Below are 16,637 nucleotides of genomic sequence, written 5' to 3'. Positions count from 1 at the left end.
AGCAGCAGCCAAATGATTTTGGCTACGCTGCTTTAACGGCTAGCCGGATTCGATCCGAGTGTGCGCGATTAACCATTTTGTTAACCAAAAAGTTCAAAGCAGCCATCGAAATCTCATCGTTTTTAAACAGTGGTGTTTTGACTGCCACTGAGACAAATGGTTTTTCGTTCACTTGTTCAACATGGCAAGTTAGCTCAACCGGGGCATGGCCTAAGTCGAACAACTTTTTAACGGTTTGTTCGATCTGCGCGCACTTTTCTTCCGGTGTGCTGGTGAGGCTGTATTCGGCGCGGTCATCTTCATCGAATTCGAATAATCTTCGCAAGCGTTTATCATTTTGAGCTTGATTTGAAACAGGCCGGGGGGTAGGGGCCGCTTCTGCGCCGGTGACAACGGCCGGGTTGTTATCGGGGTTTAAGTGGCTGAGGCCTGCAACCACCAATGGGTTAACGCCGCCTGCAAGGTAACGCCCTAGGCGCTGAGGTGCCGCATGCTCACTTTTTTTCCGTGTGACACTGCTTAAATGATGCGTTGGCGCTGAATCAATCGAGTTGCCCACATTATCCGGCGCGTAGTGAATCTGCCCGCCATGTTCCAATTGATTGCCAATGCCATCGTAGGGAACTTTGAGGTCTTTAACAGAGCGGCGATTGCCACCGCCATCGCCAGGTTCGTTGCCGAAGAAATTTCTCACGCGCTCACCTCTGAACGTTGCTTGATGTACATTTGTTGAGCGATGGTCAAAAGATTGTTCACCAGCATGTAAATCGAAAGACCGGCTGGCATGCTGAGCATCACAAAGGTTAGGAAAACCGGCATAAACCACATGACATACTTCATCTGTGGTTGCGATTCATCAATGGCTGGCGGCATGATCCATTGGCTGATCAACATGCTGAGTCCCATGACGACTGGCATCACATAATAAGGATCCGGCTTGGTTAAATCGGTGATCCAGCCGTAAAATGGCTGTTCGTAAAGCTCTACTGAGTTGCCGAGCATCTGATACAAAGCAAACCAAACGGGCATCTGGATCAAGATGGGCAAGCAACCTGCCATCGGGTTAATGCCTTGCTCTTTATAAAACGCCATTTGCTGCTGGCCCAACATGGCTTTGTCATGAGCATATTTCTTTTGAATTTCTTTAAGCTGCGGGCTGATCTTTTTCATCTGCTGCTGCGCACCAAAAGATTTTTGAGTCAGCGGAAAAGTTAGCAGCTTAATCAAGACCGTGAGCAGAATAATGGCTAAGCCGAAGTTCAATACCCACTGATTAATATAAATCAGCAACCATAGCAGGGGCCTGCTCAGCACCCCAAACCAACCATAGTCGATGTTTTCTGAAAGCCCGTGGCCCGCTGCATCCAAAAGCTTCAACTCTTTCGGTCCAATGTAAGATGAGTAGCTAAAAAGCTGAGTCGCGCCTGGCGCCAGTGTGAAAGTTTTATGACGCAGGCTAATGCGCATACCTTCATGCTCGCCTACTTTTAAAATCTGTGTGGTGGCGCTTTCAGTCAGATTATTTTGCTCAGGGGCAACGCTGATAAAGAAGTAACGACGGTCAAAGCCAGCATAGGTGAGCGTGCCGCTTAGGGTTTCTGGCTGTTCTTTGATGTCTTTCAAAGGAAAGCGTTCGTGCGTCTTGCCAAAGCGAAATGCTGCAGCCAATTGTTCCACATCGGCCTTTTGAGCCTCGTGTGTGTCCATGACCAAGTTAATCGAGATGGGCTTTGATACGGCGCTTAAATTTTTAAATTCAAGCTCATGTTGCAAGACAAAAGGTGTTTCGGAGAAACGATACCGTCTAATAACTCGAATGTCTTCTGGCGTTGTTTTTTGAAAAGCGATGCTGGAAGCGTCTTGGTTAACCAATTGGTATCTGGAAGCTGATGAGAGCGTCAAATTACCATCGCGTGATTCAGCAACCAGATAGGGCGCCAAATGAACTGGGTTTTGATAGCCAGTTAACGAAAAATCGCTGACACGGGCGCCTTCGCTGCTAAATGTTGCTTGATAACCGCCCCTAATGCCGCCCCTGTCGGGAAGCGTTCGGGTTAGACTTTGAGTGACAATCGGCGTGTTGAGCGTTTCTACGCGAGGAGGCGCTAAAGGCATCGGCGCAGTTTTCACTCCCGCGGTATCTGTGCTTTGAACTGGCGCAGGCGCAGGCTGCAGTGCTTTGGTTTTAGGACCAAAAAAGGCGTTATAGCCCATGAGCAAAGCAGTCATTAAGAAAACCGCCATAAATAGGCGTTTAAAATCAGGAGTATCTTGCATGAAGCCTCTTAGTTGCCCCAATCAGGGCAATTTAGCAAGGGCGGCAAAGCGTTCATCGGGCTCAGCCACGATTTTTTTGCGCCCGCCTTCTGGGACCGGAAAATCAACACTGTATGCATGAAGCGCTAACGAATGGGGTGCGTAATCTCGTTTTGACCCATACAAAATATCGCCAATAATTGGAAAGCCTAAATGACTAAGATGCGCCCTTATTTGATGCATGCGACCCGTGACGGGCCTAGCTTCAATGAGCGTTAACCCGTCTGTCGTTGAAAGCACTTTCAAATGTGTCAGTGCGCGCTCACCATCTTCTGCAATGGTTTGGTGCGCTAGGCTCTTTTTATTGTTGGGCGTATCCACGCGTTTCAGACGTGCATCGACGCTTAATTTCTTGAAATCGGGCACGCCTTCAATAATCGCCAGATAGGTTTTGTTAACCAAGTGCTTGCGAAAGGCGTTACTCAAAGCTTGTTGCCCAAAAAGGTCTTTGGCCAAGATGCAGCAACCGGTAGTGCCGCGATCGAGGCGATGCACTGGGCGAATGCCTTTGCCAAACTCGGCAATAGCCACATCGAGCAACGTTGGTTTAGGCGCACCGCGCCCTGTGACCACCACCATGTTAGAAGGCTTAAAGACCACAAGGTGGTGTTTGCCTTGATCTAAAATTTGAAGGGGGGTCTTGACGCTTGCTTGGATAGAACTCATTTTGTTTAGGTGAATGGCACTTTCGGCAACCCCTACCTAATTGTCAATCCCCAATCGAATCGGGGCTTGGCGAAGGCTAGTTTAGATCTCATTTTGCCCGAAATGTTGGCAACTTGGCCTAGCCTTAAGGTCCTTGAGACTGACCGCGGCGGCCATGCCACCGACTTGGCGCTTTTGGCCATTGCTGAAAATGCGACGGTGATTTTGGTGCTCGGTGGGGATGGCACTTTAAACGAAGTGGTGAACGCCATGGGTGATCAATGCCAAATTCCTTTGGGCGTTTTGCCTTGCGGCTCAGGCAACGACACCGCAAAAAGCTTGGGCATTCCAAGTGAGACCAAAAACTTGGTCCGGCATTTACTGAATGCTCGCGTTAAAATGATCGACTTAGGTTTGGTAACTTCTAAAACTCACACTCGATATTTTTTGAACGTTGCCAGCTGCGGCATTTCAGCGGTGATCGCCCAAAACGTGCGTGCACGAGAGAGCAATTTGAGCGGCTGGGCTTATTATTTCGAAACGTTCAAAGCCATTTTTTCTTTTAAACCTAAGCAATTAAGCGTTGATATTGATGGTAAAAATATTCGGCATCCCAGATGCTCGTTGCTGGCTTTTGCGAACGGTCGATATTTTGGCGGCGGTATGCAAATTGCGCCAGGCGCTAGTTTAGATGACGGTCGCTTTGACGAAATCGCGGTATCCAATATGGGCCTGGGATTTTTTCTGAGACATGGGGCCAAGGTATACCGAGGTTTGCATCTTGAGCTTCCTCAGGTATATAAGATGCGGGGTCGAGTCGCAAAAGTAGATTGCATCTCTAAAGAACCCTTCTATATTGAAACGGATGGTGAGGATGCGGGTACGCTTCCTGCAAGATTTGAAATTTTACCCAGGTGTTTGCCTGTGTTGGTTTAAAAAGGAGAGAAAGATGTTCTTGAAATTTGTAATGGTTTCCGCTTTGTTCATGATGTCCGCGTGCCATCAATCCACTTCAGGTACCTGCAAAAAAGACACCGACTGCAAAGAAGGCGTTTGCGTATTTGGAAAATGCCAGGAATGTGCGGTAGATGCTGACTGCAAAGACGGCAAAACTTGTCAAAACGCCCAGTGCCTAAACCCTGATCAGCAACCTAAAACCTGCACTGATTCAGGCGATTGCGGCACCGGCATGGTTTGCGCCGCTGGTATTTGCGCTCCGAGCACAGGTCCTACCCAATCTTTAAGCTGTGCGATCACAGGCGTGGTCCATTTTGATTTCAATGGCTACGACGTTAAGTCAGACACTCGTGATCAGTTAAATGAAATTGCCTCCTGTATGCGCTCGAATCCGGGTCAAAAATTTGTTCTTTCCGGTAACACCGATGAAAGAGGCACGGTAGAATACAACTTGGCTTTAGGTGAAAAACGCGCTCAAACCGTAGCTCAATACTTGCAAAACTCTGGAATTGATGGTTCTAGAATGACTATTATCTCTTATGGAAAGGAAAAACCCGTTGATACAGAACACAACGAAGAAGCTTGGTCTAAAAACCGGCGCACAGACATTACTTTGGACTAGTTGCCTTTTACTGCCTGCGTGCTTCGTGCCGCGGGCAGAAGGCGACCTCATGCGCGCTGACATCGCCAAATTAAGAGGCGAATTGGCCGTAACCCAGCGTGATCAAGGCGACGCACTTAAACTGATCGATTCCAGATTGAAGCATGTCGAAGACGGCACGTTTAAGCAAAATGCTGAACGTTCTCTTGAAAAAGACAAGCTTTTAACGGAAGTCGAACAGCTTAAGGCACAGCTTGAAGATTTGCAGAGTACCAAATCGAGCGCGCCAGCTGAAGTTTCCACCGAAAGCAAAGCCGATTTGGTTGCTCAAATCAAAACTTCCTTCGAAGACAAAAGCTTTGAAAAAGCGATTGCGGGTTGCGATGCATTTTTAACGAAGTATGCAGGTGACAAGCAATTTTCGCCGCAGGTTTTGTATTGGCGCGGAGACTCGTACTATGAGCTAGGTGAGTACAAAAAGGCCGTTTTGTCTTTTCAAGAATTGCTGACCAAATATCAAAATTTCAGTAAAATCCCCGAAGCTTTATACAAAGTAGGCTTGTCTTTAGAAGCGCTGAAATTTAAAGATGACGCGGCGGTATTTTATAACGAAATCATAGAAAAACATGCCAAAAGCCCGTTTGCGGCCAAAGCCAAAGACCAGCTCAAAAAGAGGAAGAAGTAGCTGACGCCTTCGCAAACCAAACTGTTAAGGGCGCTGATCCACGGATTTTGCAGCCCAGAAGAACTTCTGGCCAAGCCAGGTCTTTCTGCCAAACTGGCTGAAATCCTATTGCCATTGGTTGGGCAATCAGAAGAAAGCTCGGATTTTAGAGCGCAGCACGATGCGTTGATCGCCAAGCCTGCTTTTGATCAGTTGGTTATTTCGGGCAGGGTAGACTTAAGCGAGCTCGAGCTATCGTATCTGTTCAAGTTGGCTAGTCTAGGCGTCAAACTGAAGTTCGAACTACCGGTAGATGAATCGGGGCAAGGCTTTAGCTTGCCCACCACTGCGCTTGCTGCTCGCATTGAAAAGCATCATAATTTAGAAAATATCGAAATCGTCTTTAAGCCGTTTTCGAAGCCCCCTCGTTGGATGCGTTACGAAGCACCTGATTTGGTTCAAGAAGCACGTCTCGTTGCGCAAGTGGCCTCAGGCTACGGCGCTGATAAACGCATTGCTGTGTCTATGCGGATGCTCGATAGGCGGGCGTTGATTTTCCAGGACGCCCTAAAAGATCAGGGACTTGATTTGACCGTGATGGCGCTTCCTGACCTTTTGGGTAAAGAGTTCGACCTGGTAATTATCGCCGACGCAGCTCATGGCAGATTGACGCTTTCTAGAGAGCCCGATTGGCCACTATCCGATGCCGATTGCTTTCTGGTTAATCGCCTGATGGGCAGGCAAGTTTTAAGGCGCTTCGAAGAAGACCCGCTCGAGCCGAGCTTGTTTCCAGCGAGGCAAGCGCTGGAGCCTATGTGGTTTCTGGGCGCCTGCGATGCGGCGACAGAGACGCTGCTGGTGACTAGCTCTTTAGTAGATGAAGTGTATCAAGCTCAGGCTGCCAGCGAGCTTACTAAGCTTAGCTGGCTGGGTGAGCCGAGTTCTCTGGATCTGGTGAATAAGCCTTTAGGCAAGCTAGAGCGCCTGATCGAAACCGCTAGCCATGCTAAATCTTCCGCAAAGCAGGGCGCTTTTCAAATGGACACGGCTCGCTTCAGAGAAAAATTCGGTGACAAGTTGGGCTTGTCTAGGGAGCGCGCTTTCAGTGCGACGCGCATTGAAGCCTTCGCAAAATGCCCTTTTCGAGCATTTATTGAACGCCTATTAGAAGTAGATCTAAACAAGCCTTCCGGCAGTGATATCGACCCACGCATTTTGGGTCAACTCGCTCATAAGATTTTAGAAGGTGGTGATTTAGCGCTTTTTAAAGCTGAGGCCGACTTGGTGTTGGCTGAGCATCCTGAAATTCACAAAGGTGTTTGGGATGCCATGATGCTCTGGCTTCATGAAGCACTGGTTCGCTTAGAGTCCAACCTGCGCAAAAACCCGCCTATCCCCGGTGCGTACCAGGTTGCGTCTGAAAAAAAACTGGGACCGATGGTATTTCCCATTGCCGGAACTGAAATATTTCTGGGCGGCGTCGCGGATCGAATTGATAAAAGCCCGAGCGCTGATATCGTTGTGGATTATAAACTGTCATCACTCAGCAGCCTACGCATGCGCTTTGCTCAGTCGGAAGTGTTAAAGACGCATTTTCAGATACCGATTTATCTAAAGCTGCTTGGATCACAGCGATCGCTTATAGGCTACCCAATATCCATCAAAGACGGCGCCCCTGGCCCCATGATAGATATGACCGAGCGCCTAGATGAACTTGACCAAGCGCTCATGGAAGTCTTAACCCCGGTACTTCAAGGCTACGTTCCTCCGGGCGGCCCAGAAAGTTGCGGGGATTGCCGCCTAAAAGCCCTATGCCGCCAATAACCCGTCATTAACTCGTTACAAAACATGGGCAAATCGTCTGTTTCACAACGCCACGTTGGTCCGGTGCCAACGAATCAAGCTTTGTTGAGCCTGGAGCCTGGGAACCGACTCAGTTCAATTCACTCGAATAATTTTTCCATTCCAAAATCAACTCCGGTTCCAATGCTTGCAGGGCCTGGTGTGCGCTAGGCCATACAGCGTCGATAGAAGATTGGCGGTCATAGCTTTGGTTACAAAAAAGTTCGCGAACGGAATCATTCACATTTCTCAATAAAAATCGAGTACCGTCATCATTTGATAAAGCAAAAACTGACGCTCGATCATAGGCAGAAATCTTCGCCCCTCGAGTGAAATCCTTTAAAGATAGCTGCCAAATTCGAGAGAATGTGGATTTAGCGATATTACGTTGCTGCTTAACTTTAAAATTAATCTCATAAATATGAAAACATAACGAAGTTATTTTTTCGACACTTTTTTTGTTAATGGAGGCTAGTTTATCTAGGTTAAACTCAGCTTGCCACGAATCTCGCACCGCAGTATTCTCGACTTCATGAATTACGTCACAAAGATGCAAAAATAACCCTCGACGTACTTCGGGAAGAAAGCCATCGAATGATTCCTTGGCGATAGCTGACTCTAAAGGAAGAATACTGCAAACGACTGTTAGCATTAAGACTCTAAAGCAGATCCCATTTTTAAGCATCATGACACATCCTCTTGTATTGAGTTCCTAAATCTTTGGTAAGCGCAATATGCATCCCTCAGATGACCGATATACTGATAATATCTGACGCTTGCTGTAAAGTGCTGCTTTTTTGGGGTTAACATGGACGGGGTATGATCTCTTTCCGATTTACGATTGCATTCGCATTATCGATCCTTTAAAACATTTTCTAATATTTTGGAGTTTCTATATGTATGGTCGGTATTATTTCGCTGGATTATTTGTGTTAGCTTCTCTGAGCGCTCAGGGGCAGGTGCTGCGCAGCAAGCGCTGCAATCGATTGCAAAAAGTGTCGCTTCCGCCACGGCGATCAAGACAATTGTTGAAAAAAGAGAAGCTGGATTTTTGATCCAGCCTAAGCAAAAAGCTTTGGGCTCAGCGGTTCGAGAGCATCGAGAACAGACCGAAGCCTTAAATCAATTCGGTGGTATCCGGAACAGCTAATTATAGACCAATAAACCACCCGTCTCGTGAGCGAACCAACCGAACGCGACTACGGATGAGCAGGCGACTGCTGTACACATGTTCACCGCTGAAGTGGACGAACCAATGAGCTCTGGGACGGCTAACGACCGCTGTATCTGACCAAAACCATTCGGTATCCAAATCACTGCCTAAAACATTCTGCTGTTGATACAAAGCTTCTAATTCCCAAATCGTTGGCAAACGCCAGTCAGCATGTGCACGCGATGCTGCATAGGCTTGCGCGTCTTCAAAGGTCATTTTAGTAGTGCCCATTCGCCCGAGCTCCCACTCTAGAGCAGGAACAGTTTTTGATTCTCTAGGACCTTGGTACCAATCTCCCACACGCGCCAAAGGCGACACTGTCATCGGCTGAGTGCGAACCGTAGGCTCAGCGGCAACAGCAAGAGTTGGGGTGGGGTTAACTATCGCTGATAGAGGTGCAGGTGCCTGCGGAGCAGGCCCAAGTTGCGGCGATGGACCGCCTGCGCCAGCAGCTGCAGTACCGGCCGTGGGTGCTGTCCAAGCAACTGGGCCTTGAATACTCTGAGCTTGAGCCGATACATCACAAAAAGTTCCTGGCACATCTTGCTGGCCGAACAGAGATGACTCTTCGCCTTGTTCGTCTGCTGGCTTCTTGTTCAATAAATCGTATAGTTCGCTCCGTACCACATTGGCCGACCGAGGATCGTTGACGCGTACATCTCGCAACGCTTCACTCAGCTCCGAGCGCAATGTTTTAATTTGTTGTCGGTGTTTTCTGACGTTTGAGCCTAAAGATCTCTCTTTGCCGAGAACAGACATGCCGCTCTCTCGTTCGGCAGCATTGCGCTTAATCGTCTCTGCTGAAGCAACGCTTTTTGTAATTTGGCTGAGCGCTTGTTGTGCTGGGCGAAGGCCAGGTGTCCATATTTCTGGCGCTCGCATCTTTAGTATCTGAGCTTGAGCCGTTATAGAAGCAAATAGAAATATTCCGGCAAGATAGTGTCGATAATGCATATATGAGCTCCAATTGCCCGAAGTATTTTAAGGGATTAATTGTCAGAATGCAATTGCAAACTAACACGGGGATTTTTACAAATCCGTGTCAAACTTTCTTGATCAAAAAAACCGGTGGCTCTAGTACGAATTGACCAACGAATCAACCTACGTTGAGAATGGAGCCTTAAGTTTTGACATTTAGTCGGTGGGCATTTCGTAGGGTGTTTTCCTATTGCAAATCGGGAATGGGTTGTTTCGCTGGTTTGGCGATCTCTAATGTCATTCACCAAATTAGGCCCGAAGCGTATAGCAGGTAATATGACCATCGCATTGAACGAACGAATCATCAGAAACTCCGACCTGATCAGCGCTTCGTTTGATGAAGACTTGGTGATGCTCAGTATACAAACAGGCAGATATTATGGCGTTAATTCCGTTGGAAGGCGTATTTGGGAGTTGCTTGAAGAATCCCGGACCGTGGCATCACTATGTGACCGCCTGGTCCAGGAATTCGAGGTAACACCACTTAAGTGCCAAGAAGAAGTTTTGATTTTTTTAAACGCGTTAAACGAGCAGGGCTTGTTGTTGAAGCAGTCTGCTGTCTGATTTTAGCGAGATTGATTTTATTGCGAATGCCCTTCCAGTCCATTGCTAACAAGTTGCGTGGTAAAGCCAAAATCGAAAACCCTGCCGTTAATCAATGGATTCGCAGCTGGGTGCAGCGAGTTTCTCTACAAGTGCCTTGGCAGGCAAAGTGTCTCGAGCAAACCTTGGCAACCAAGTTGATGCTGCGGCGGCGGCGACTCGCTAATAAACTTTATTTAGGCGTTAAACGCGAGCATCAGGTCTTTACCGCTCATGCGTGGCTGGAACATGAAGATGCGGTCGGCTACGTGGCGCTTGAATGCTTCGAGGATGTATGTCCGTAAAAGCGCTTTTCGCTTTAAATCAGGTTTCAGAACTGGTGCGTTTGGTGCGGCTATTTGAAGCTAAATCGATACCGTTGGTTTCTATTAAAGGTCCGCTGTTGGCATTGGAGCTTTATGGTGATTTAGGGGCACGGAGTTCTAACGACCTTGATTTTGTCATTCGGCCACAAGATATATTCTTGGCAGATGATATTTTGTGCACGGAAGGTTATGAACGGTTTTTGTTTAGTCCTGCGCAACGGAAATCTCATTTGAAGCACAGCAAAGACTTTGTTTATTGGCACCCTAGAAAGCAGATTTGCTTAGAACTGCACTGGCGCTTATTTCAAGATATAGGGTGTTTTTCGGTGTTTGATGTCCCGCTTCAGGAAATCCGAGTGGGAGACCAAAATATCAAGCAGCTTTCGCCTGAATATAACCTGTTATATTTGTGCGCCCATGGCAGTGAGTCTTTGTGGCAGAGGGGGCAATGGGGCTTAGATATCAAGTTTCTATTGGAGCGGTATGGCAATTTGGACTGGCATCTGCTTTGGAAAGTCGCTGAGAATTATGATTTAACGCGCTTTTTAAAAGAAGGTCTAACTCGTCATTGCGAGGCGCGAAGCGACGCGGCAATCCAGGATCCTGGATTGCTTCGCTTGGCTCGCAATGACAATTACGTTTGGCAGCTCAACGCTTGGGTGCATCGGCTGAACTTACGAGCGAAACTAAAAAATAAAGCCAAGTTCTGTTTAAGTTTGTTCATCCCAAGGGTGAACGACTTTCAGGACTTGGCTTTGCCAGATTATCTGTTTTTCGCTTACTATCTGGCGAGACCGATCTTAGCGCTGCGACGGAATTTGGTTCGGATCCGTGCTGCAGCTAGATTTCGAGCAGCATTTGCAGTCACTTCGACCGCAACTGCAGCTACCGGACTTCATGCAGCAATTGCACATGCCACCAAAAGCTTTTTGAAGACCGATCAAGATTAGCAAGATTGGCCAGGCCAAATTGGCGGTATGAAGGGTGATGGTTCCCAATTCAAATAGCAACCAGGTTAACCCAATCAGGGCCACAAAAATGAAAGATATTGAATGGTGGGGACATTTGCATTTCGAGTTGTACATCGCTTAACGCTCCTTTGATTTGGAGTATACACGAATCCAAATAAAACGTGAAAATCCAGCCAGAATATAAATACTGAGGAGGGTCACGATGCCTAAACTTGTGGGATAATGCAGCCTAAACCACCAGCCCATCAAAACGAAAACCAGCCCGAGCATCACGGTTTGGCGGTTAAATTTGTAGTTTTTGAAAGTCCAGTAAGGAACCGTGCTAACCATCAACACGCCTAAGATAATTACCAGCCACAAAATCCATAATGGATGCTTAACGGCATCGCCTTCAAATAATTTGAGATGTGCGATCAGTGAAGCGATCATGACGGATGCGGCCAAAGGAATGGGCAGGCCGATAAAATAGCTTGAAGCGCCATTGTCCCGGGCAGCCATCACGTTGAATCTGGCGAGCCTGATGGCGCCGCAGGCAGCGTAAAAAAATACGCCGATAAACCCAACAGCTTCGAGTGGTTCTAGGGCCCATTTGTACACTAGCAGTGCAGGGGCAATGCCAAAGCTGATCACATCAGCGAGTGAATCGAGCTGGACGCCGAATTCGCTTTGCGTTTTGGTCATGCGAGCAACGCGACCATCAAATAGATCGAAGAATCCGGCAAAAAATACTGCAATGGCGGATTCATAAAGGGTTTCAGGTGTGTTGCCGGTTAGGCCATGCCAGATGGCGTACATACCGCAGAATATGGATGATACGGTAAAAGCATTAGGCAAAATAAACAGGGCATTTCTTAATTTAAAGCGGCTCATTTTCGGGTAAATCCACATTTCTCAAATTGATTCGATAAAATAGCTTCGCAGGTACAATCTGGGCTATCTAATATTTCTTGGCATCTATTTTCATCGACGGCTTGCCCAAAGTATTTATGCTGCTTGGCGAAGTCTAAATTCTTCTTACACGCTGTTGCATCGCTCTGGCTGGTCCTGCAATCACAAATTTTTTCGGCCAAATTTCTGCAGGGGCTGCAAGCCAGTCCTGCTAACATTAACACTATTACCAACCATCTCATAGATACATTTGTTACAGAAATTGCTTGAGGGTGCAAAGTGGGTTATAAATCTCGACCATGAATCAGCGCCTAACACTCTTTCTGGAAATGCTTCAATCCCACCGGTTAGACGGCGCCTTGGTTCGCTCGACCGACTCATATTTGAACGAGTACGTGCCCTCCGAACAAAGTCGCAGGGTCTATTTGACGGGCTTTGCTGGATCTGTGGGCGATGTCTTGGTGGTGCGTCAAAAAGGTATTTTGTTTGTTGATGGCCGTTATGCCATTCAGGCCAAAAATGAGGCCACTGATTTCGATGTTCGCGTGCTGCCTTTGGGTCAATCTATTGAAGCGGCATGGCTGAGCGAGCTTGCTAACTTTCCGAATACGCGTCTTGGCATTGAGTCAGACCGTATGTCGGTCAATCTTTACAATCGGCTTAAGGCAGAGGCAGAAAAGCACGGCATTAGTTTGATTGAGCTTCCTGCATTTGGGCCAGAAATTGCTCAGAGCACCGCAAAACGTTGGCAGGCGCCGCTTGCTTGTACGGGTGAGACCACGGCTGATCGGTTAAAACGTGCTGCGCCATTTTTCGCGGCGAATAAGCTGGATGCATTTTTGGTGGTTCCGCTGGATGAGATTGCTTGGTTGAGCAACGAGCGTAGCAGTGAGTTTCCCTATCAGATGGTCTTTTCGGCGCGTGCGTTGGCCTATGCAGATCATTTGGAAATTTTGCAGGGACCGATTTTCCTTAAAAAGAAAGCTCGTATTGGCCTGGATCCAGCGCTGACACCCGAAGCGGTGCGCCGAGAACTGGAGCAGGCTGGTGCCGAGATCGTTTTTGTGCAAAGCCCGTTTCAAGCGATGAAATCCATCAAAAATAGCGCAGAGCTCGCTCATATGCGCAGCGCCATTGCACGCGCAGATCGCGTGGTCGATAAAGTGCAGCAATGGGTGTGCGGACAGATGGCTTCAGGCACTTTCTTAACCGAGGCAATGGTGGATGCGCAGACTCGCGTAGAGTTTGAAAAATCTGGGGTTACGGGCCTGTCGTTTAAACCTATTTGTGGTGGTGGCAAGAATGGCGCACAGATTCATCATGGAACGCCCGAGGATAAAGAGCCGTTGCGATTGGGCGATTTATTTTTGCTGGATGTCGGTGCTTATTATGAGGGCGGGTACGCTACTGATTTGACCCGTACTTTTTTGTTGGGCGGCCCCGATCAAAAAGCCAGCGAATTACAAAAGAAGATCTATACAGCGGTTTTAAAAGGCTCTATTGCTGGCATGTCAGCTAGATTTCCCAAGGGCACGGCTGGAGCGAGTTTAGATGGCATTGTCCGCGATCCGATTTGGAGGCAGGGCTACCAATATAACCACGGAACAGGGCATGGTGTTGGCATCAATGTGCATGAGAATCCTCCTAGGATTTCCACGGTTGGTACCGCACCCATTGAAATCGGACAGGTTTTTTCGATTGAGCCGGGTATCTATATCGAAGACTTCGGTGGTGTTCGCATTGAAAATCTTTGTACCGTGAACGAAGATCCTGAACTTTCAGACTTTTTGAAGGTTGAGCCGCTCTCTTTTTGCCCTTTGGATAAGCGACTGATTGATGAAAGTGTTTTAAGTGCGGCAGAGAAGCAGTTTTTACAATATTATGACGGCAGGTATGAATAATGGCAGAATTTGAAACGATCGAGGCTCTGGTCTCGCTGATGATGGTGGCCACCATTGTAGGAATCGTGGCCTCTCGAGTTAAAGTTCCTTATACCGTTTCCTTGGTATTGGTTGGGCTTGGCATTAATGCGTTAAACATTGTTCCCAACTTAAAATTAACGCCTGAATTAATGATGACAGTATTTCTGCCAGCATTATTATTTGAAGCAGCCATCCATTTTCCAGCTCGGGAACTTAGGCAATTCTCGCCGACCATTGCCACATTTGCATTGCCTGGCGTCCTTTTGGCTGCGGTTTTAACGGCTTTGGCTTTATGGCTCGGCTTTTCGATCTTTGGCTTGTCTCACGCCTATGGTTTTTTACACTTTCTGTTGTTCGGCACGATTATTGCAGCGACCGATCCAGTTTCTGTGATCAGCCTGCTGCGTCAGCTGGGGGTTGATAGGCGTTTGGCGCTTTTGATTGAAGGCGAAAGCTTATTTAACGATGGAACGGCGATTATTTTCTACCATGCAGTCTTGACGGCGTTGAGCCTGGGACACTTCGAGTGGTCTGAGAGCATGCTTCAGCTGATTAGTTATTCGATGGGTGGGCTGCTGATTGGATCGATGTTTGGTCTTTTTGCCAGCTTCATCATCACTTTAGCAGAGGATCATTTGATTTCCATCGCGATCACCACCGTGACGGCGTATGGGTCGTATTTGGTGGCCGAAAAGATTCACATGTCGGGCATTTTGGCGACTGTGATGGCTGGTCTTTTTGTGGGTAACTTTGGTTATCAAAAGGGTTTTAACCCCAACACCCGTGTAGCCGTGACCAGCTTTTGGGAATACGTGGCGTTCTTTGTCAGCAGCATTGTTTTCTTAATGATGGGGCTTGAAGTCAATGTGCCTTTGCTCATGAGCAATATACCTGTGATTATCATGGCCTATTTTGCTGTCTTGGCTGCTAGAGCCGCTTCTGTTTATTTGCCACTGCCGATTTTGCGCCGGATGGGCCAGCCGCTCGATGGCAAAAGCGCGACAGTGATTTGGTGGGCAGGCCTGCGGGGGGCATTGTCTATGGTTTTGGCATTGTCGCTGCCTGATAGCATTGAGTTTAAGCAAACTTTAATCGCCATGACTTTCGGGGTGGTGGTGATGTCGGTTGTTTTCCAGGGCTCAACCCTGGGCATGTTGCTGCGTTGGCTAAAAATGATGCCTATTAGGACCGAAGCGGTTTCTTTCTTAAGCAAAAGCTTGGCACGTCTCAAAGCAATCAAAGCCCAGCTGGAAGCTATTTCTAAGTTGTCATCTCAAGATTTGCCAGCTGCTAAAGCCCTGATCGCAACGCTTCAAGCGGAGCGCGTGGAAATTTTGAAAGGCATGGAAGCGAGGCAAGCAGAAGCTTCATTTCAGCAAGCCGCTGGCCTTCGTTTGACTGCGATCGAAAAGCAACTCAAGCAAATTGCTCGAATTTCTTACCGAGATTCTCTGGAGTCTAATTTGCTGACCGACAAGGAAGCTGAAGATTTGATGCTTAATCTCGAGACGCCGTGACAAATGGATGGCCTAGGTTGACATGGTTTTCTATCAGTTGGTGTGCTTGGTCACAGTTCATATAGTTGCCTTCGCAAATGACGCCCAAGATGCTTGCCTGCGTTAAGTAAAATAGCGGATCTGCTTGCGATCGCCTAACAATATGGCGCATCAAATGCTCAAGCTTACGACTTGAATAATTTTGGATTGCTTTATCCATATCAGCCGCGATTTTTCGGCCTTGTATGTACGGAACATCAAAATGAGTTTTCATGTCAGAGACATAATTTTTAAGGCTGACATTCTCGAACCTATTGCTGAAGTTTGCTGTGTGCCCTGAGATGGAAAAGGCAAAATAGTCCGTGAACCCTTCCACGAACCAGCGGACTTCATGCTGTGTGCTCACTGGTACGTTGATTTTAATGCCGTTCCATTGATGGAAATATTCATGCGCAATCAGATGATCTAACTCTTTAGAAGCGTCAGAAGGCGTAAAATCAGCAAGCGCTAATTGAAAAGACTGAAATTGCGCGGTACCACCGTGCTCGTTGCCATTCGCTGGATGAATCAAAACAAAATAATATTCTTTGGCATCGTCAAGCTCGCCCCAGAAATCTTTAACTTTCACCATGTTCTTTTTAACTGTCGCAATTAATTTCTTATTAACCTTTTCGGAAGCGTTATTAGAAATGGCCACGGTAGCTAAAGGGGTTTCGTAGAAGCGCAGGTTGGTTCCGCCAGCATATAGAGCGTTTTGAAGTTGATAACAGCTCGCTTTAAACGATTGCTGCGTAGCTCCGGCTGAAAAGGAATTGGCAAACCGCCAGGGTTTTGGAGCTTGCCAGGTGATGCGAACTGATTTGGCTTCATCCCATTTCCGGCCCAAGCAGGCGATTAAGCCATATCCTGAGGTTTTGAAAAAACCTTCAGATAGATCTATTTGGGTATCCGAAGGGCCATGTGCCTGTCTGCGAGCGGGCTTGATAAAATAGCGGACGGTATGGTCATTTCCGCTGGATTGCAGAGAAAAAGTCGAATAGTAAGCTGGCGAAGTCATGGTCGGGGCAACGGACGCGTCGTGCGTGATCTCCACCAAAAATCCATTTGCCTGGGGCGTGATCTTGTAATGAATTTCAGATGGCTCTGAATTAAACTGAGGCGCGCACGCGCTCAGAAAAATCAAAACTATGTAAAATATTCGACTCATTATTGAGTGGCAAATATTAGTATATTAAA

General features: G+C 47.5%; 17 protein-coding genes. 10 read left to right on the top strand and 7 right to left on the bottom strand.

Features of this window, described 5'->3' with window-relative positions; all coding sequences use genetic code 11:
* Nucleotides 1-22: 22 nt before the first annotated feature.
* Genes V4534_05660 through V4534_05650 form a run of 3 tightly spaced genes read right to left on the bottom strand, consistent with a single transcriptional unit; the run spans nt 23 to nt 2,982 of the window.
* Nucleotides 23-694 (bottom strand): hypothetical protein, encoded by a 672-nt coding sequence (locus V4534_05660; GenBank protein ID MES2504348.1) that lies wholly within the window; start codon nt 692-694, stop codon nt 23-25.
* On the bottom strand, nt 691-2,277 hold the full coding sequence (gene yidC, locus V4534_05655; GenBank protein MES2504347.1) for a membrane protein insertase YidC: 1,587 nt from the start codon (nt 2,275-2,277) through the stop codon (nt 691-693). The genes V4534_05660 and yidC overlap by 4 nt, the downstream gene beginning before the upstream one ends.
* A 21-nt stretch (nt 2,278-2,298) precedes the next feature.
* Nucleotides 2,299-2,982: an RNA pseudouridine synthase gene (locus V4534_05650; GenBank protein ID MES2504346.1), complete on the bottom strand. Its 684-nt coding sequence runs from the start codon at nt 2,980-2,982 to the stop codon at nt 2,299-2,301.
* Nucleotides 2,983-2,991: 9 nt separating this feature from the next.
* On the opposite strand from V4534_05650, the gene V4534_05645 reads away from it, so the two are divergent.
* The 4 genes from V4534_05645 (at nt 2,992) to V4534_05630 (ending at nt 7,007) form a co-directional block, all read left to right on the top strand.
* Nucleotides 2,992-3,897, top strand: coding sequence for a diacylglycerol kinase family protein (locus tag V4534_05645; GenBank protein MES2504345.1), 906 nt, complete (start codon nt 2,992-2,994; stop codon nt 3,895-3,897).
* Nucleotides 3,898-3,916: 19 nt separating this feature from the next.
* Nucleotides 3,917-4,540 (top strand): peptidoglycan-associated lipoprotein Pal, encoded by a 624-nt coding sequence (gene pal / locus V4534_05640; GenBank protein MES2504344.1) that lies wholly within the window; start codon nt 3,917-3,919, stop codon nt 4,538-4,540.
* Between the two features lie 25 nt (nt 4,541-4,565).
* Nucleotides 4,566-5,204, top strand: a complete 639-nt coding sequence (locus tag V4534_05635) for a tetratricopeptide repeat protein (protein MES2504343.1) — start codon at nt 4,566-4,568, stop codon at nt 5,202-5,204.
* Between the two features lie 108 nt (nt 5,205-5,312).
* On the top strand, nt 5,313-7,007 hold the full coding sequence (locus V4534_05630; GenBank protein MES2504342.1) for a PD-(D/E)XK nuclease family protein: 1,695 nt from the start codon (nt 5,313-5,315) through the stop codon (nt 7,005-7,007).
* Between the two features lie 109 nt (nt 7,008-7,116).
* Here the strand turns inward: V4534_05630 and V4534_05625 are convergent, their stop codons facing one another.
* Nucleotides 7,117-7,713, bottom strand: coding sequence for a hypothetical protein (locus tag V4534_05625; GenBank protein ID MES2504341.1), 597 nt, complete (start codon nt 7,711-7,713; stop codon nt 7,117-7,119).
* Between the two features lie 195 nt (nt 7,714-7,908).
* On the opposite strand from V4534_05625, the gene V4534_05620 reads away from it, so the two are divergent.
* Nucleotides 7,909-8,175, top strand: coding sequence for a hypothetical protein (locus tag V4534_05620; GenBank protein MES2504340.1), 267 nt, complete (start codon nt 7,909-7,911; stop codon nt 8,173-8,175).
* Here the strand turns inward: V4534_05620 and V4534_05615 are convergent, their stop codons facing one another.
* Nucleotides 8,176-9,192 (bottom strand): DUF1566 domain-containing protein, encoded by a 1,017-nt coding sequence (locus V4534_05615; protein ID MES2504339.1) that lies wholly within the window; start codon nt 9,190-9,192, stop codon nt 8,176-8,178.
* A 258-nt stretch (nt 9,193-9,450) separates the two neighbouring features.
* Between V4534_05615 and V4534_05610 the strand changes: the two genes are divergently transcribed.
* Genes V4534_05610 through V4534_05600 form a run of 3 tightly spaced genes read left to right on the top strand, consistent with a single transcriptional unit; the run spans nt 9,451 to nt 11,074 of the window.
* Nucleotides 9,451-9,780 carry a PqqD family peptide modification chaperone gene (locus tag V4534_05610; protein ID MES2504338.1) on the top strand — a complete coding sequence of 110 codons (330 nt, stop codon included), beginning with the start codon at nt 9,451-9,453 and terminating at the stop codon, nt 9,778-9,780.
* 26 nt (nt 9,781-9,806) lie between these two features.
* Nucleotides 9,807-10,103: a lasso peptide biosynthesis B2 protein gene (locus V4534_05605; protein ID MES2504337.1), complete on the top strand. Its 297-nt coding sequence runs from the start codon at nt 9,807-9,809 to the stop codon at nt 10,101-10,103.
* On the top strand, nt 10,094-11,074 hold the full coding sequence (locus tag V4534_05600) for a nucleotidyltransferase family protein (GenBank protein MES2504336.1): 981 nt from the start codon (nt 10,094-10,096) through the stop codon (nt 11,072-11,074). The genes V4534_05605 and V4534_05600 overlap by 10 nt, the downstream gene beginning before the upstream one ends.
* A gap of 138 nt (nt 11,075-11,212) precedes the next feature.
* On the opposite strand, the gene pssA is transcribed toward V4534_05600, so the two are convergent.
* The gene (gene pssA, locus V4534_05595) at nt 11,213-11,965 is read right to left on the bottom strand and encodes a CDP-diacylglycerol--serine O-phosphatidyltransferase (protein ID MES2504335.1); all 753 of its coding nucleotides are present in this window, start codon (nt 11,963-11,965) and stop codon (nt 11,213-11,215) included.
* Nucleotides 11,966-12,282: 317 nt separating this feature from the next.
* Here pssA and V4534_05590 point away from each other — a divergent pair, with 317 nt between their 5' ends.
* Complete coding sequence (locus V4534_05590) at nt 12,283-13,884, top strand: M24 family metallopeptidase (protein MES2504334.1); 1,602 nt, start codon at nt 12,283-12,285, stop codon at nt 13,882-13,884.
* Complete coding sequence (locus V4534_05585) at nt 13,884-15,422, top strand: cation:proton antiporter (protein ID MES2504333.1); 1,539 nt, start codon at nt 13,884-13,886, stop codon at nt 15,420-15,422. The genes V4534_05590 and V4534_05585 overlap by 1 nt, the downstream gene beginning before the upstream one ends.
* Here V4534_05585 and V4534_05580 read toward each other — a convergent pair.
* Nucleotides 15,403-16,608, bottom strand: a complete 1,206-nt coding sequence (locus V4534_05580) for a M1 family aminopeptidase (GenBank protein MES2504332.1) — start codon at nt 16,606-16,608, stop codon at nt 15,403-15,405. The two genes, V4534_05585 and V4534_05580, sit on opposite strands and share 20 nt — an antisense overlap.
* Nucleotides 16,609-16,637 lie beyond the last annotated feature (29 nt).

This window comes from Myxococcota bacterium, from assembly GCA_040387835.1.
Classification (GTDB): Bacteria; Myxococcota; UBA727; order UBA727; family JABDBI01; genus JAZKCZ01.
The sequence above is the reverse complement of the archived record's forward strand: the minus strand, read 5'-3'. Positions and strand labels throughout refer to the sequence as shown.

Coding starts and splice junctions, on each gene's coding strand:
- yidC (MES2504347.1), bottom strand. CDS start 2,277: ATGCAAGATACTCCTGATTTTAAACGCCTATTTATGGCGGTTTTCTTA.
- V4534_05650 (MES2504346.1), bottom strand. CDS start 2,982: ATGAGTTCTATCCAAGCAAGCGTCAAGACCCCCCTTCAAATTTTAGAT.
- V4534_05625 (MES2504341.1), bottom strand. CDS start 7,713: ATGATGCTTAAAAATGGGATCTGCTTTAGAGTCTTAATGCTAACAGTC.
- V4534_05615 (MES2504339.1), bottom strand. CDS start 9,192: ATGCATTATCGACACTATCTTGCCGGAATATTTCTATTTGCTTCTATA.
- V4534_05610 (MES2504338.1), top strand. CDS start 9,451: ATGTCATTCACCAAATTAGGCCCGAAGCGTATAGCAGGTAATATGACC.
- V4534_05605 (MES2504337.1), top strand. CDS start 9,807: ATGCCCTTCCAGTCCATTGCTAACAAGTTGCGTGGTAAAGCCAAAATC.
- V4534_05600 (MES2504336.1), top strand. CDS start 10,094: ATGTCCGTAAAAGCGCTTTTCGCTTTAAATCAGGTTTCAGAACTGGTG.
- pssA (MES2504335.1), bottom strand. CDS start 11,965: ATGAGCCGCTTTAAATTAAGAAATGCCCTGTTTATTTTGCCTAATGCT.
- V4534_05590 (MES2504334.1), top strand. CDS start 12,283: ATGAATCAGCGCCTAACACTCTTTCTGGAAATGCTTCAATCCCACCGG.
- V4534_05585 (MES2504333.1), top strand. CDS start 13,884: ATGGCAGAATTTGAAACGATCGAGGCTCTGGTCTCGCTGATGATGGTG.
- V4534_05580 (MES2504332.1), bottom strand. CDS start 16,608: ATGAGTCGAATATTTTACATAGTTTTGATTTTTCTGAGCGCGTGCGCG.